The organism is Scytonema sp. NUACC21, assembly GCF_054684315.1.
The window spans coordinates 48,465-64,906 of record NZ_BAAFZH010000072.1 but is presented as its reverse complement, the minus strand read 5'-3'; the positions used below and the strand labels follow the sequence as shown (position 1 = coordinate 64,906).

Here is a 16,442-nt window from a genome sequence, read left to right as displayed (position 1 = left end):
ACTCTTGTCTAAACCTGACACAGATTATTAAGGTGATTTGTCGTGAAAGATATCCATCAAAGAATTGCCGCTTTATCTCCAGAACAACGTGAAATATTGAAACTGCGCCTAAAGCAGCAAAGTGTAAAGACAAAAAACTTAACGTCAATCCCAAAAAGAATAGATTCTGATGTCTTGTGTTTATCTTTAAGCCAGGAAAGATTCTGGCTTCTTCATCAATTACAACCGAATTTGCCCTTATGTAACGAATTTAGTCTGATTCGTTTTATAGGTAAAATAAATGCTAATTTTTTAGAAAAAAGCATTAACGAAATTATTAAACGTCACGAAATTCTGCGTACTAGCTTTCAATTTATAGATAGCCAACTTATACAACATATTCACCCTCAACTAACAGTTAAGCTGCCTATTATAGATATACAAGAGTTGTCAAAAGACGAACAAGAAGCAACAGCCAAGCAACTTATAACTGAGTTTTCTATTCAAACCTTCGACCTGACCCTGGTTCCTCTCTTGCGAGTGGCTCTTATCCGCTTACACGAGCAAGAACATATTTTACTTTCAACCATACACCACATCATTTATGATGGTTGGTCTCGTCAAATTTTTTATCAAGAGTTAACAACATTATACGAAGCTTTTTGCAAGGGTAAACTCTTACCTTTACCAGAATTGCCTATTCAGTATGCAGACTTCGCCCTTTGGCAACGTCAATCTCTAGATCGAGAAGACAATGTTCGTCAGTTGGCTTATTGGAAAAAACAACTAAGGGATATACCACCAATTCTTGCGTTACCTACCGATTGTCCACGTCCCATACATCAAAGCTACCGAGGAGGACGAGCAAATGTAACTATACCCCAACCTCTGACAGATGCCCTTAAGTCCCTAGGTCAAAAGGAAAATGCAACTCTTTTTATGGTGTTGCTAGCAGTGTTTAAAACTTTGCTTTACCGTTACACAGGGCAGACAGATTTGCTGGTTGGGACTCCTGTTGCCAATCGCACGCGTACTGAAACAGAAAATTTAATAGGATGTTTTCTCAATACTTTGGTGTTGCGGACTAAGTTATCTCACGAGCTGAGTTTCCGCGAACTATTGGCAAGGGTTAAAGAAACTACCTTGGAAGCTTATGACCATCAAGAGTTACCTTTTGAGCAATTAGTCAAAGAATTGCAACCAGAACGGGCATTGAGTTATACGCCTCTGTTTCAGGTCATGTTTGTTTTTCAAGAAGCACCATTACAAGCTTTACAACTGCCTAATTTAACGTTGAATCCTCAATCTGTAGACGTTGGAATTGCCAAGTTTGATTTGACATTGTATTTAGAGGATACAAAGCAAGGGCTAGAAGGAGCCTTGGAGTACAACACCGACCTGTTTAACACTACTACTATTAACCGGGTAATAGGGCATTTTACTCATTTGTTGGAAGGTATCGTTAACTACCCAGAGAAACGTTTATCAAATTTACCACTTTTGACAGTAGCAGAGGAGCAAGCTCTATTGGTGAAGTGGAACGATACTACTACCAATGACTCTAAAGATAAGTGCATCCATCAGTTATTTGAAGCGCAAGTAGAATCCACACCCGATGCTATAGCAGTGGTGTTTGAAGACCAACAGTTAAGCTACAGTGAACTCAACGCTAAAGCTAACCAACTAGCCTATTACTTGCAATCGCTAGGAGTGAAGCCAGAGACGTTGGTGGGGATTTGTGTGGAGCGATCGCTCTATATGGTCATCGGACTTTTAGGCGTTCTCAAAGCTGGTGGTGCATACGTCCCACTAGACCCCCATTATCCCCAAGAACGTTTAGCTTTCATGCTGTCAGATTCTCAAGTGTCATTGGTCATTAGTCATTCGTCATTTGTGAATAGGTTTAGACAAATGGCTCATAACAAAGGACAAATAACAGTCATTTCTTTAGACAGGGACTGGGAAATAATCAAGCAAGAAAGCAAGGACAACCCTATCAGTATTTCAAAAGTTGATAACCTGGCTTACGTTATCTACACTTCTGGCTCGACAGGTCAACCCAAGGGAGTTTTGGGTCTACATAGAGGTGCTATCAATCGCTTCCAATGGATGTGGCAGAATTATCCCTTCAGACAGGACGAAATTGGTTGCCAGAAAACATCCCTAAATTTTGTGGATTCTGTATGGGAAATCTTTGGTCCCTTACTCCAAGGAGTATCCACAGTCATTGTGACCGATCAAGTTGTCAAAGACCCACAGCAGTTTGTCAAGGCTCTTGCCCACAATAATGTAACACGGATAGTACTTGTGCCTTCATTATTACGCGTACTATTGAATACATACAATAATTTACAGTTGCAGCTACCTAAGTTAAAGTTGTGGATTAGTAGTGGCGAAGCACTGTCCACTGACGTAATTACCCAATTTCAGAAGAGTTTGCCAGATAGTATCTTGTTAAACCTTTATGGTTCGTCGGAGGTCTCTGCGGATGTCACTTGTCATAGCATGAGTTCGCAAACACCCGTTCCCCCATCTGTCTTAATTGGTCGTTCAATTGCTAATACACAAATATATATACTTGATGCCAGCAAGCGACCTGTTCCTGTAGGTGTACCTGGTGAGATATATGTAGGTGGCGACCAACTCGCACGAGGTTATTTAAACCGTCCTGGACTGACTGCTGAAAAATTTATCCCCAATCCCTTTAGCAACAAACTAGGTGCACGTCTCTACAAAACTGGGGATTTAGCCCGCTATATGCCCAATGGAGACGTTGAATATTTAGGGCGTATTGACCACCAGGTGAAAATCCGTGGTTTCCGCATTGAACTGGGAGAAATTGAAGCTGCCCTATGCCAACACTTAGCAGTACGAGAAACTGCAGTTATTCTTCAGTTTTCCGAAACCGATTCTCAATCTTTAGTAGCCTATGTAGTTCCGTATCCAGGGGAAACACTGACAATTACCGAACTACGCCAATTTTTAGAGTCAAAGCTGCCAAACTACATGATACCCGCAGCTTTCGTCCTCTTAGAGGCACTACCCCTGACACCCAATGGGAAGATAGACCGCAAAGCATTGCCTACACTAGATTCGACACAGTTATTATCCGAATCTGATTTTATCGCTGCTTCTACACCTATCGAGCAGATACTGGTGGGTATTTGGAAAGAGGTGCTTGGAATTGAAAATATCGGCATTCGTCATAATTTCTTTACCTTGGGCGGACACTCCTTATTAGGAACGCGTGTGTTTTCCCAACTTCGGCAAGTGTTTCAAATCGAGCTTCCTTTACAAAGTCTATTTGAACAACCAACAATTGCTGGGCTAGCCAAAGAGATTGAAAAAGCCACCCATGCAGGCTTGGGATTAGAAGTACCACCCATCAAGCGGATTGAACGATCGCAAGAGTTACCCCTCTCCTTTGCCCAACAGAGATTGTGGTTCCTTGCCCAATTAGAGCCAAACAGCCCTTTCTACAATATTTCTGCGGCTGTTCGCTTGCAGGGACAACTGAATGTTAAGGCGCTACAACTCAGTTTCAACGAAATTGTACGTCGTCACGAAGCGTTGCGAACCAATTTCAAAACTATTGAGGGGCAAGCGGTGGCAGTTATTTCCGAAGCAACATCCCTCGTGTTGCCCATACTCAATCTTAGCGAGTTAGCATCAAATCAACAGGAAGTTGAAGTTAAACAACAGGCATTACAAGAGGCACAGCAACCCTTTAATCTGGAAGATGACCTCCTGCTCAGGGTAAAACTACTGCACTTAAGCGAACAAGAACACATTGTACTACTGACAATGCACCATATTGCCGCTGACGGTTGGTCAATGGGTGTACTGGTGCGGGAACTGGCGGCATTATATCAAGCTTTCTGCAATGAACAACCTTCACCCTTAGCCGAACTGCCCATCCAATACGTAGACTTTGCCTCGTGGCAGCGACAATGGCTAACTGGAGAAGCCCTGCAATCCCATATATCTTACTGGCTCAAGCAGTTAGAGGATGCGCCCAGAGTTTTGGAGTTACCTACGGATCGTCCCCGACCCGCCGTACAGACATTCCGGGGTGGTACATATTCGTTTGAACTGTCGGATGAATTATCTCTAGCCCTCAATAAACTCAGCCAACAGCACGGCAGTACTTTATTTATGACGCTGCTGGCAGGTTTTGTGGCTTTGCTACGGCATTATACAGGCAGTGAAGATATTGTAGTTGGTTCGCCCATTGCTAATCGCAATCGTGGGGAAATAGAAGGGTTAATTGGTTTTTTTATCAATACTTTGGTACTGCGAACCAACTTAGCAGGCAATCCCACCTTTGAGGCGCTACTAACTCGCGTGCGGGAAATGACATTGGCGGCGTATGCACACCAGGATTTACCGTTTGATGTGTTGGTGGAACAACTGCAACCACAACGAGACTTGAGCCGCTCACCACTGTTTCAAGTCATGTTTGTGCTTCAAAATGCACCCATGTCTGCATTAGAATTACAAGGTTTGACTTTAACTTCCCTAGAAAGCAACAGTGACACGGCAAAGTTTGATTTAACTTTGTATATGCAGGAAACGGCTTCAGGGATAATTGGCACTCTGGAATATAATGTTGACCTGTTTGAGGCACAGACCATTAAGCGAATGGCAGGGCATTTGCAGACTTTGCTTGCAGAGATTGTCGCTCATCCACAGCAACCCCTGTCGGAGTTATCGTTGCTAACTCAAGCGGAGAAGAATCTGCTTGTAGAGTGGAATGACACCCAAGCTGACTATCCTCAACTGTGCATTCACGAATTATTTGAAGCCCAAGTGGAAAGAACACCGGAGGCGGTGGCGGTTCTGTTTGAGGAAGAAAAGCTTACATATCGGGAACTGAACGAGCGAGCAAATCAACTGGCGCATTACTTGCGTTATCTGGGAGTGAAACCAGAGACTTTGGTGGGAATTTGTGTGGAGCGATCGCTCCACATGGTCATCGGACTGTTAGCCATCCTCAAAGCAGGTGGTGCATATGTCCCACTAGACCCAACTTATCCACCACAGCGACTGGCATATATACTCGAAGACGCTCAAGTACCAGTGTTGCTGACGCAAGCATCTCTGGTACAAGCAATGCCCCAACACAAAGCGAAAGTTGTTTGTTTAGATACTGATGGGCAAGCTATTGTACAACACAGTCAGGAAAATTTATTGTGTGAGTTAACGGCTCAAAACCTGGCTTATGTGATTTATACCTCTGGTTCCACAGGCAAACCCAAGGGTGTACAAATTCCCCACAGCGCTTTGAGCAACTTTTTGTCCGCTATGAAGCAAACACCGGGGTTAACTCACGAAGATACCCTACTCGCAATCACCACCTATGCCTTTGATATTGCGGCATTGGAACTTTTCCTCCCAATCATTGTAGGTGCATGCTTAGTAGTTGTCAGTCGGGAAGTGGCCTTAGACGGAATGCGCTTGTCATCCGTACTGACTCACTCAAAAGCTACAGTTATGCAAGCCACACCAGCTACATGGCAGATGCTTCTAGCAACAGGTTGGAATGGCAATCATCACTTAAAAATCTTATGTGGTGGAGAAGCCTTACCAGGACACCTAGCCAGTCAGCTAATGCATCGGTGTCACTCGTTGTGGAATATGTACGGTCCGACAGAAACCACCATTTGGTCAGCCGCATCTCAGGTAGTCACCCAAAGCAATGTTGTACCAATTAGTCATCCAATTGCAAACACGCAATTGTACATCTTAAACCAATACGGTCAGTTAGTGCCTGTAGGTGTACCGGGCGAACTGCATATAGGTGGTGCAGGATTAGCAAGGGGCTATTTTCACCGTCCTGACTTGACAGCAGAAAAGTTCATCCCCAACCCCTTGAGGAACGAACCAGGCGCACTTCTGTACAAAACTGGGGATTTAGCCCGCTATCTTCCAAGCGGAGAAATAGAGTACATTGGTCGGATTGACCACCAAGTCAAAATTCGTGGCCTCAACCCAACCTACGTTCATCCTTCATACTTCATTAGTGCCTCAACCCAACCTACTCGTAACAATCCTCAATAACATCCCTAATTCCTCAACGGGTGCAGGTGCAGCCATATCTGAGGGAAGAAAGATCCGAGCGCTGACTGCCACAAGAGCAATGAAAAATATCAGCACTACAATTAATGGTGCAATGTATTGACGAAAAATAGCCATATCTTGGTTCGCGAGGAACAGCAGATTGTTATCAAAAGTAGCTTAAGATTTATTAAGCTGTTTTAATTTATTTTAGCGAGTTTGGGGATCGGAAAAACAATATTACCTGCGATCGCGCTCTAAATCGGCAATAGCTCTTTCCCAATACCAATTTTCCGGCATACCGGGGAAATCTTGCTTTGCCTGCTCAACAAGCCGTTCAGCAGTGGAAGTATCACCAGATAACAGACTGACCAGCTTATTTTTAAGATTGGCATCAGGTCCGCGTTCCTCACGTTGGGGTTTTGCCGCTTCCCGAGATAGCTGCTGTGGTTGAGACTGCTGCCTTCTAAACTCCCAAAATAAAACGTAATACAACGTACCAAAAATGACAATTAGGCTAAATGTTCCTAGAAAAGTTAACCAATTAAGTGCTAAAAATCCCAGCACTAACTGGGAAAGAACGTAGCCGAGTAATACACCAGTAATGAGAAGAATAACTGTTGCGATACTAATAATGAGTTTTTGCCCCATAATTCTTAATCCTCATAGTCAAGTCCAGGTCTGGGAATTGCTACCGGCTGTTGATTCCAAGGAGCAAACAATGGTAGTAGAACTAACCCAGGCAAAGCTGCGGCGATACTAATTAAGAAAAACATCGACCACCCCAGGTTTTGTGCCAATACACCAGATGGGGCAACCAAAACATCACGACTGAAAGCCATAAAGCTGGAGAGTAAAGCATATTGAGTTGCAGAGAAGCGCTGATTGCACTGACTCATTAGAAAGGCAACGAATGCTGCTGTGCCCAAGCCACCACAGAAGTTTTCTACGTTAATAGTGAGTACCAAAAACTGATAATTTTTACCCAGTTGTGCGAGCAAAAAGTAAGCCAAGTTACTCACGGCTTGCAGAACACCAAACACCCATAGCGAGCGATTAATACCAATTTGACTTAAAATCGCTCCCCCAACCAGAGTCCCAACAATGGTAGCAATCAGTCCCATACCAGTTTGAATTGCGCCAATGTCAGTGAGGGTAAACCCTGTTTTAATCAAGAAGGGCGTTGACATACTGCTTAAGAAAGCATCGCCTAGTTTGTAGAGAACAATAAACACCAACACCAAGAAGCCCTGCAGCACTCCCCGCCGTTGGAAAAATTCCCCAAACGGTAAGAGAACTGCTTCTGCTAGCGACTCTGGCGGACTAACGTGCTTTGGTTCCGTTGCCAATAGGGTACCAAAAATTCCAATTGCCATGCTCCCTGCCATCAACAAGTAAACCGATGACCAAGGTATCCTATCAGCAAGTATGAGTGCTAGAGAACCCGTAAGCAACAAAGCAACTCGGTAGCCCAAGACGAAAATTGCTGCACCAGCCCCCATTTCCACTTCTTGCAAGACATCTGTACGATAGGCATCAGCGACAATATCTTGAGTTGCACTCAAAAAAGCAACAACTATGGCGTTGATAGCTAAAAGTTGTATTGCTTGCTTGGGTTGTTGGAAAGCCATGAGGGCAACAGCCAACAACAATCCAACTTGTAGGGCTATTAACCAACCCCGCCGCCGCCCTAAAAATGGCAGTGTAAACCTATCCAATAACGGCGACCAGATAAACTTAAAAGAGTAGGGTAAAGCTACTAAGCTGAACAACCCGATGGATTTTAAATCTACATTTTCCACTGTCATCCAAGCTTTCATGGTATTACCTGTTAAAAACAATGGTAATCCTGATGAAAAGCCCAGTAACAACAAAGCTGCCATCTTTCGGCTTACAAAAACTCGTTGTATTGATAAAATCGTTTTCACAGTTGTAATTTATCTCCTCCGGTGACCGGATGAATGCCAGATATCTTGCCACATATGTTGCGTAATGTCAGGCAAAGATGCCAATTTATAGTGCAAAGTTCCACAATGCTATGCACTTGGAGTTTTCACGCTTTTGTCGCTAATTCAATTAAATCTTCAATTCTCTTAATATTTGGGTCCCCTGCCAAGTAACCAATACCACGATGCAAGTGAAGGCGAAATTGGGTAGCAAGAGTTTCTTTATCTGTCCCATAGCCGTCGTTGTAGCAGCGTTGCTTAAGGGCAAGTAACAGAATATCAGACATCTCCCCACCAAACACCCGCCATGTCAGTTCAACATTGCTATCAGCAGGTATTGGTACGGGTGATGGAGGGGCTGGTTCTGCAAGAGAACGACAAAACGCCCAACGACATAATACGTTCCAGTTTTCAATTTTGGTATTGCGTTTGAGTTTGATGAGTTGGTCTTTGGCTGTTTGGGAAAGTTTTATACGGTCAATGGGAGGTTCCATGGTTAGACAGAGGCGTAGGTATGAAGAAAAACACGATATTTGAGCTACATTATGGAGATTATTTCATGTGTAGCGCAAACATTTCAGGATAAACTACTGCACTCATAGTGTCCAGAGCCCCAACTTCTTTTAGGAAGCAGGGGATCTAACTTTTCACAAATGATTTAGGATTGCTATGGAATGAGGATACATTTAGACGAGATATTCTCAATTCAAAATGATAACTTACCAAAAGTATCCTTCTTTAACTTTTGTTTGACGAGTCGATGAATCATATTGCAGCAGATATTTACGAGCGATCGCACCATTTTCTTGCAAAACTTTAAATTCTTTTTCTCCGATTTCCGTATCAGTTGAAAGGAGAATGACCTGATGGCTGGCTGATGGAAAGTAACGTTCAACTAAATTGGTACGGTGAGAGGAATCGAGCCTGCCTAAAGGCGTGTCTATTGCTACTGGTAAGCGATGACCGGAAACGCGGGCTAATCCCCAAAGGAATGAGATCGCTAAAAGTTGCTTCTCACCTGCGGATAAACGATGTTTTGGAACCATCTTACCTTGTAAATCGTACAAAGAGAGACCAAAAGTATCAGTATCAATGACTATACGGTGTACAAGATCGGACTTATGTAATAGGTAGCGAAAACACTCAGTCACTTCCAATTCCAGCTTATTAAGTTTTTTCAGAGCCAAGCGTTCGCGGAAAAGCTTAAGTGTCTGTTGGACTTTGATAGATGCAGCAATTATGTGTTCAGAATTTTTTGTATCAAGATTTTGTTTAGTATATTCTTGTAAAGCCTTTTTTGTTTCTCTGACTTCACTCTCTAATTTCTCTAAACGATGTTTAGTTCTTTCGTGAAATATTTTTCTTTCAGCTAATTTACTTTGTGCTGCTTCAAGTATATCTACTAACTTTTGATAATCTTCTGGTAACGCTGCTGTCTGTAATTTTCTCTCAAAATTTTTAATTTCTTTTTCTTGAATTTTAAGAATTTTAATTTGTTGATTAGTATGACTTTTTAAAGTCTTTAAAGAATACTGTAATTGATGCGTTTTCTTTAAAATTTCAAAATCAGTGAATAACCAGGTATTATCATCTTTTTCTTGTTGTAATACTTGATTTTCTTTGTCAAAAATTATTTGAATTTTATCCTTGTAATCTTCTGCAATTTCTAACTTATTAATACACTTAAGTAAGCGTTTATCTCGCTCAAGAATAATATTTTTTGCGATTTGAACCTGTTGTATGCGAAATTCTTTTTCTCCCTGCATCTGTACCTGATTCAGTAAAGGTTCTATTAATGCTAGTGGTAGAGCACCAGCAGCTAAATGACGTAACTCCTGACGTACTTTGCTTACCTCAGCGATCTTTTCCTTTTGTTGTATTTCTAGCTGGTTCCGTTCGCTAGCAATTTTACCACCTTCAGTAATAAATTTATTAAGTGCTTCATTCTGTTCTTTTTCTGCTGCTTGTAATTGCTTTTCTACTTTTGTTAATTGATTTTTTGTTGCCTCATTTTCTTCCTGCTGTTTTTTTAGTTTTTTTTCTATTTCTTCTAAATCTATCAAATCTTTATTATTTGCCATTTCTTTTCGTTTGCGATTGACTAATATTTCTATATCAAATGCTAAACGTTCTACTAACTCTAGACCTAAAAGAGAGCGAATTGCCTCACCTATAAAAGATGGAGGTGTGTCCTGCTCTGCTAGCTCTTTTACCTGTTCACCATCAAACAAAAATAAGTTAGAAATTCCTAATGGAAGTAGATTTTCAATGTATTCGTCCCAGATATTAACTAATGAAGAAACAGGCCAAGTTTCATCTTTTGTGTTCAAAATACCTAAATTGTCTCTAGCGTCTTTAGGATTTTTTTTCCAGGATCGTACTATTCGATATTGTACTGGTTCACCATTTTCGATAGGTTCAAAAACTAATTCAATACGAGTATCTTGATTTGGTGGAGTTTGGCTGTTAACACATTGACTAAGAAAGTCACCATAACTTAAATTTCCGCGAGTAGAACATTGAGCACGATGCCCGTAAAGTGCAAGGCGAATAGCATCCATGAACGTAGTTTTCCCTCCACCATTCATTCCACCTAAAAGGATAATTGAGCGAGAATTTTCTTCATCAATTTTTGGATCGAGATTGATGACTTGACGCCCATAGTAAGGACCAAAGTTTTGCAGTACAAGTTCAAGAAATTTCATATTTTTTTATCGTTTTCCCAATGAGTTTGGGAATATGTTTAGGGAGGATCTGCCTCTTGTAACGTTTTAGTTTCTAAAAGCATTTGAGGTAGAAGCCCACAGATAAGAATTCCTGGGTTCTGCGCGGGAATGAGCTAAAATTAGCTAGGGATAAGGTAAGGTAGTCGTTAACAGGTTACACCTGGATAATTCCACGCAAGATGAGGAGCAACTTTAGGGCGTAGATTTCTTGTTTCGGAATTTTTTGTTTGCCCAGCTTTGCTCCTTGGTACTCTCTGGAGAGGCCGATTCTATAGCAGAAGTTGCAGATAGCTCATTTGTCAGATATATTTTTCCCTCTGTCTCAACATCACCCAAAGTCAATTGCTTGATCTTTTCAACATCACCTTTGTCAACTGCTGTTTTCAACTCAAGTTTTATGTAAGCATTATCAATTGCTTGCTTGCGAGTATGAGAACTCGTCTTAAAACAGTCTTCTAAGGCTTCGTATATTCCCACCCGACGCGTTTTCATAAGAAACTGGCGTTCTGTATCCAGTAGTTTTGCCATTAGTTCCAAGTGCATATCATCACCCACACACACTTCCTTTAGTACTGCCCATTCATCAATACCAAGTAACTTATAGTCATCATTAGGACGTGGATCTGAGAAAGGTTCACCTGTAACTTCCTGATAGATGCGCGGTAAACTATCATCAAACTCATGTTTTTCTTCCAACCAAATACGTCGAATCTCACTCAACTCTGCTATAGAAATTAAGGTGAGATCGCGCATACTTTCTGGTGCTGTACGACGAATTTGTGTTTGTGCTTCTAAAAGCTTCCTCAACCAATATTCCCGCCAATATTTAGTATAAGGACCGGGTATTGGCTCTACTACTATTTTGCCATTTACATTGCGCTCAAATAGTTGAACATTTCCCCATATACGTCGGAAATCTCTTCTATCTCGATCATCTTTTAAGTCTAATTCATTTCGTATATCTAACAAAGGCTGCATCCATTCTTTTTCTTCATCATTTTGGATCATTGCCTCCATTGACTTATCCTGATTGACTAGAGTACAAACCCAGCAGCCAAATCTAGAATCGCCACAACTTGGAGTCGATGTATCAACAACTAAGGGGCATTCATTGTCTGCTGTTGCACCTCGGTACAAATTGAATAAATCTTTATTGCTTTGTCCCCAAGGGTTGTCCCACTGATTTAAGTAGATCCAGACATCATTATTACTCCAGTCTTCAATAGGAGTGTAAATCAGAGAGTTAGGTAGACTCGCATTTGGACTGAGGCGATCGCGAATCCTACCCATTTGATGCTTTTGCATTGTTGCAGCACGTTTGGAACTTTCTGCTTTACGAGTACCTAGGACAAGAATTGTTTCACCACTTGCTCTAACCATCTCACGAATAAACTGGTTAGCGGGATTAATTTTCAAGCGTTGAGTACACCAACGAAACTGAATGCGTGGCGCTGGGTAACCCTTACCAATCAAGTTAACCCAAAATGTATCTTGAACTACTGGTTCGAGCAGATGCGGTTCAATTGGTATCTCCTGTTCTTTAGCAACCGACTTGAGATTTTGTATTGATTTCCGAACCCAAGCGGAAACTACAGGGTTCTCTACCAGAGTATCAGTTGTAATCACATGGATTGTTTTAGTTCGTTTTTCTTGAGGAAGAGTGGCGATCGCATTCCAGATTAGTTGCAATACGGCGCTAGAATCTTTGCCCCAAGACACTCCTATAATCCAGGGTATTCCATCTAAGCAGTATAGTTCTTGGATTTCAGTGGTAAGAGCTTGGATATCATCCACTAACTCTGCCACAGTACGGGCTGGCTTAGTTTTATTTTCAGGCTGTGGTGCTGTAGCCATTTCTCTCTTTCCTCTGACAAGACAGACAGTTACTTGCTTCCTCTAGGAAGGCTTAGAAAGCAGTCTTTGTATTGTAAAGCGAATGGTTTTTAAAAACTTGTGTATTTAAACTGAATTTTTAAATTGTATAGTAGAGCGAATAGTTTTTAAAAATAGTTATGAAGAAAAGTGCATCCGATCGAGCTACCGCGAGCGCTAATGATTCTCTAGACAGAGAAAGCCAAGATAAAAAAGCAATTTCTTTGCTGCTGGATAAATTTCTTAGTACTAAGGATTGGCTTCTGGTTCAAAAAACGGAGATGGGCGGTATTGAGGCATATATAGGTTCTGTCTCCTTAGAATGGTTTGCAGAACGGGTGCGCTTTGCCTCTGCTTTACCTCTTTTACAGCAAAAGTACAACCACCAGACAGATAACGTGGAAATTGATGCCGAGACTATTGATGAGATTCAACAGCGTCCACTTGATTGGTCTCGTCAACTCCCCTTAATGCAATATTTAGCTACTCGGAAAAATCATAAATTTCCTCCTGTTCTTGTAGCGATCGCTCGCCCTTGGGTAGATAATTCTGCAGCACCTGAGTGGGATGACAACGGGCAAGCCAAAAAACCCACTACTGATTTCATGCCATTAGATGCCGATGGTACAGTTGGTTTGCTCAACGTTTCTGAGGAGGATGTAACTATTTATGCACTAGATGGCCAACATCGACTGATGGGAGCACAAGGATTGATGGAGTTGCTCAAAACTGGTCAACTCCAAAGGTACAAGAAAGATAAATCTCCTGATGATACCTTGATTACTGTGGCTGATTTGCTTGAGCACTATCAGGTTGAGCCTGCTTATCTAGAAAGTTTGCCCAAGGAGAAAATTGGTATCGAGTTTATTTGTGCAGTGGCTGCTGGAGAAACTCGCGATCGAGCAAGGCGACGTGTACGATCTATCTTTGTTCATGTTAATTTGATGGCTGCGCCCTTGACTAAAGGTCAGTTAGTGCAGCTAAATGAGGATGATGGTTTTTCGATTGTTGCCAGAAAGATCGCCACTTCTCATCCACTTTTTGAACAGCGTCTCGATCGCAAACCTCGTGTTAATTGGGATAGTGCAACAGTTGCAGCTAAATCGACAGTTTTGACAACACTTCAAGCTCTTAAAGAAATGTCTGAGCGGTACTTAGGACAAAAGTACCCTCACTGGAAACCTTTAGACAAAGGTTTAATTCCTCTAAGACCAACTGATGAAGAACTTGAAGAAGGAATTAGGAGTTTTTATAGACTTTTCGATTATTTGGCAACCTTGCCAAGTTACAAAATTCTGGATGATGAAGATACGCCTTTATTGCGCCGTTTCAGCTTTGAAAAGGATGGAGGTGAAGGAAATATGCTTTTCCGTCCCGTTGGTCAAGTTGCCATAGTTCAAGCTCTTGGTATCTTAGTCTTTAAAAGAAAGTTTTCCTTGGAAGATATATTTAAAAAGCTTCGTCAGTTTGACCGAGAAGCTGGCTTTAGTGGTATTGAGCACCCTCAATCAATTTGGTATGGAGTTTTGTATGACCCAAATAAAAAGCGAGTACAGGTTGCAGGCAGGGATTTAGCGACAAGAATATTGATATATATCCTAGGCGGTACTCAGGATAATATTGACCGTGCCCAACTGCGTAAAGATTTAGCTAAAGTTAGAACCATTGAAAATAAAACAATAGGTTTTGATGGCAAATTCGTTGAACCCAAGCAAGTAGGACTTCCACCAATTCTGTAATATTGCGTGAGTTACCCTGAATAAATATAGCGGTTTATATACCTCTGTGCTACGGTGGTACGAGGTGTGTAAAGGGAGCCTATTTTGTGGTTTTGCCAGAAGGGCATGATGCTGTACAACAGCTGAATAAAAACGTCTTGTTGTACGATTTAGCACAGCTACGTGGAACTAATGCTATTTTAAGCCGTATTCCCAGTTCTATTAGTGGAGTCTATGCTTGGTATCGCCGTTTCCAGCTTGAGCCATCTGTTGTAGATGATCCTGATTTGTTCGTTAAATTTATAGTTGATGAACTATGTAAAGGTCACTCTGCTCCCAGACAAGCACACCTGCCCCCAGCACACAGGATAATACTTCAACCAGAAACTTTCTTTTCTAAAGAAGCTCTCCTTAGAGAATTTGCTGCAGATCCATCGTTCCGTCAACTGCTCTTCATATTGTTGAATAATTCCTTTATATTTCAGCAGCCTTTGTATATAGGAAAGGCAAGTAATCTCTACTCTAGAATTCGGAGCCATTTGAGTGAAGGAAGCATTTTACGTGAACGCCTTGCATCTGCTGGTCATAACATTAATAGATGCAGACTTTTAGTGATTTATACATCTAATAATTCATTAAACGTCTCTGTAGATAATTCCAATGAGGATAATGAATTAGATAATCAAGTTTTGGAAGAATCTGAAGCATTTGAATCCACTTCAGATAGTTTGATTGAAGATATTTTATCCAGACTGTTTCTTCCATCATTTACTCTTAGATACGGTTGAAAGAAATGCTTATATTTCCCAATAATGAAGGAAAGTCAAGATTTAATAAACCTCTTTATGGTTTAACTGGAACTTATACATTATCAGAAGGTATATCTCTACCCTACTTTTTGTCATTAATGGAAATTAACCGAGCCATTGATGAACTGAAAATAGCTGAACAAATTCCCGCTTCCTTAGACACAAAATGGTCGCTTAAAGAACTTTTTCAGCGAGAGATTGACGAGAAGAGGGTAGAGGACGACATTGTAAAAGGCTACCTTCTCGATCCTAAAAAGCTAAAGTTTTTCAATGCAATTACGATTGTATTGATGCCAAAAGGAGTTGATGGCAAGATTAAGGATACCTTCAATGAGGATACAACTATCGTTCCTCCACCAATACCTTGGGATGGTACCGATCCTGATGATGCACAATGGAACCATCCACAGTCTCAGGTTGCTAATTTTGAAGGTGTTCAATTTGTTTCTATCGGGCTTTCTGCTCGACTGCGTTGGGATGAAGATAGAGTACTAGCAGTAGCTGTCGATGGACAACACCGCCTTTGGGCATTGCGGACTTTCCGTGAAGATCAAAAGTTTCGAGGTGGTACTCTCCGCATAGTTGAACAACAAACAAAGATTCCAGTTCTGTTTGTTTTACTTCATCCTAATGCTGGTTTCCAGAATCTTCAAAGTGAAGCTGATTATTCAATTAGGAGCGTATCTCGTGAATTATTCACTGATTTAAATAAGAATGCCAAAACTGTAGACAGGGCTAGAGTTGTCATTTGTCCTTTGTAAGGGTTAGAGCCTCTGCTAGAATACAGATTTATATATATTAGAAATTTTTAAGCACGGCGATGGCGTTCTAGATCGTAAATAACCTTTTCAAAATACCAATTTGCGGTTTTGTTCGGATGCTTTAGCATTGCTTGAGTTAAAAGTCGATGAGCTGCTTCGCGATCGCCATGTAACAATAGAAGAAGTTCTTTCTGCAGCTTACGGCTAGCTCGATTAAAAATCAGGATAGTATTTTCTTGATTTTTAGACAAGGAAGTACTCATCATATTTGTACCTTTATCCCTTGTTTCTGTCAAAGCAGTACCAACAACAATGCTACCTGCTACCAATGCTGCTAAAACAAGCGCTGGTTTACCAAATTGTTCTGTCACATCTTGTGGGGTTGTGGAACGAGAAGCCGTTAGTTGAGACACTGGTTGGTTAATTTGCCGTTCCATGTTAGGTGTTAACCCAGATGCAAACAGAGTGGCTGCAAGTCCAGCGACTAAAACCTGAAAAGCGCTTGTAGATTTGTTTAGAGAGAAAGTGTGAAACATCTTTAACTGAATAACAACTCTATTACTATCTTGCATAG

At 41.4% G+C, this 16,442-nt stretch carries 11 protein-coding genes; 4 read left to right on the top strand and 7 right to left on the bottom strand.

Annotated elements, in window-relative coordinates:
• Window positions 1-42: 42 nt before the first annotated feature.
• Window positions 43-6,039: an amino acid adenylation domain-containing protein gene (locus ACYRY3_RS13940; RefSeq protein WP_460202250.1), complete on the top strand. Its 5,997-nt coding sequence runs from the start codon at window positions 43-45 to the stop codon at window positions 6,037-6,039.
• Here ACYRY3_RS13940 and ACYRY3_RS13935 read toward each other — a convergent pair.
• The 6 genes from ACYRY3_RS13935 to dndC all read right to left on the bottom strand — a co-directional run bounded on the left by ACYRY3_RS13935 (window position 6,007) and on the right by dndC (window position 12,562).
• Entirely contained in the window at window positions 6,007-6,174 is a 168-nt protein-coding gene (locus tag ACYRY3_RS13935) for a hypothetical protein (protein ID WP_460202249.1), read from the bottom strand. The genes ACYRY3_RS13940 and ACYRY3_RS13935 overlap by 33 nt on opposite strands.
• 102 nt (window positions 6,175-6,276) lie before the next feature.
• Window positions 6,277-6,687: an ABC transporter permease gene (locus ACYRY3_RS13930; protein WP_460202248.1), complete on the bottom strand. Its 411-nt coding sequence runs from the start codon at window positions 6,685-6,687 to the stop codon at window positions 6,277-6,279.
• A gap of 5 nt (window positions 6,688-6,692) precedes the next feature.
• Window positions 6,693-7,964 (bottom strand): AmpG family muropeptide MFS transporter, encoded by a 1,272-nt coding sequence (locus tag ACYRY3_RS13925; protein ID WP_460202247.1) that lies wholly within the window; start codon window positions 7,962-7,964, stop codon window positions 6,693-6,695.
• 125 nt (window positions 7,965-8,089) lie between these two features.
• Window positions 8,090-8,476 (bottom strand): DNA sulfur modification protein DndE, encoded by a 387-nt coding sequence (gene dndE, locus ACYRY3_RS13920; RefSeq protein ID WP_460202246.1) that lies wholly within the window; start codon window positions 8,474-8,476, stop codon window positions 8,090-8,092.
• Window positions 8,477-8,701: 225 nt separating this feature from the next.
• Window positions 8,702-10,687 carry a DNA sulfur modification protein DndD gene (gene dndD, locus ACYRY3_RS13915; protein WP_460202245.1) on the bottom strand — a complete coding sequence of 662 codons (1,986 nt, stop codon included), beginning with the start codon at window positions 10,685-10,687 and terminating at the stop codon, window positions 8,702-8,704.
• A gap of 213 nt (window positions 10,688-10,900) precedes the next feature.
• Window positions 10,901-12,562: a DNA phosphorothioation system sulfurtransferase DndC gene (gene dndC, locus ACYRY3_RS13910; RefSeq protein ID WP_460202244.1), complete on the bottom strand. Its 1,662-nt coding sequence runs from the start codon at window positions 12,560-12,562 to the stop codon at window positions 10,901-10,903.
• 158 nt (window positions 12,563-12,720) lie between these two features.
• Here dndC and ACYRY3_RS13905 point away from each other — a divergent pair, with 158 nt between their 5' ends.
• From ACYRY3_RS13905 to ACYRY3_RS13895, 3 genes are all read left to right on the top strand, one after another.
• The gene (locus ACYRY3_RS13905) at window positions 12,721-14,319 is read left to right on the top strand and encodes a DGQHR domain-containing protein (protein ID WP_460202243.1); all 1,599 of its coding nucleotides are present in this window, start codon (window positions 12,721-12,723) and stop codon (window positions 14,317-14,319) included.
• Between the two features lie 86 nt (window positions 14,320-14,405).
• A complete protein-coding gene (locus ACYRY3_RS13900; RefSeq protein WP_460202242.1) occupies window positions 14,406-15,086 on the top strand; it encodes a GIY-YIG nuclease family protein in 681 nt (226 codons plus the stop codon).
• A 5-nt stretch (window positions 15,087-15,091) separates the two neighbouring features.
• Entirely contained in the window at window positions 15,092-15,868 is a 777-nt protein-coding gene (locus ACYRY3_RS13895; protein WP_460202241.1) for a ParB N-terminal domain-containing protein, read from the top strand.
• Between the two features lie 47 nt (window positions 15,869-15,915).
• Here the strand turns inward: ACYRY3_RS13895 and ACYRY3_RS13890 are convergent, their stop codons facing one another.
• Window positions 15,916-16,404: a hypothetical protein gene (locus ACYRY3_RS13890; protein ID WP_460202240.1), complete on the bottom strand. Its 489-nt coding sequence runs from the start codon at window positions 16,402-16,404 to the stop codon at window positions 15,916-15,918.
• Window positions 16,405-16,442 lie beyond the last annotated feature (38 nt).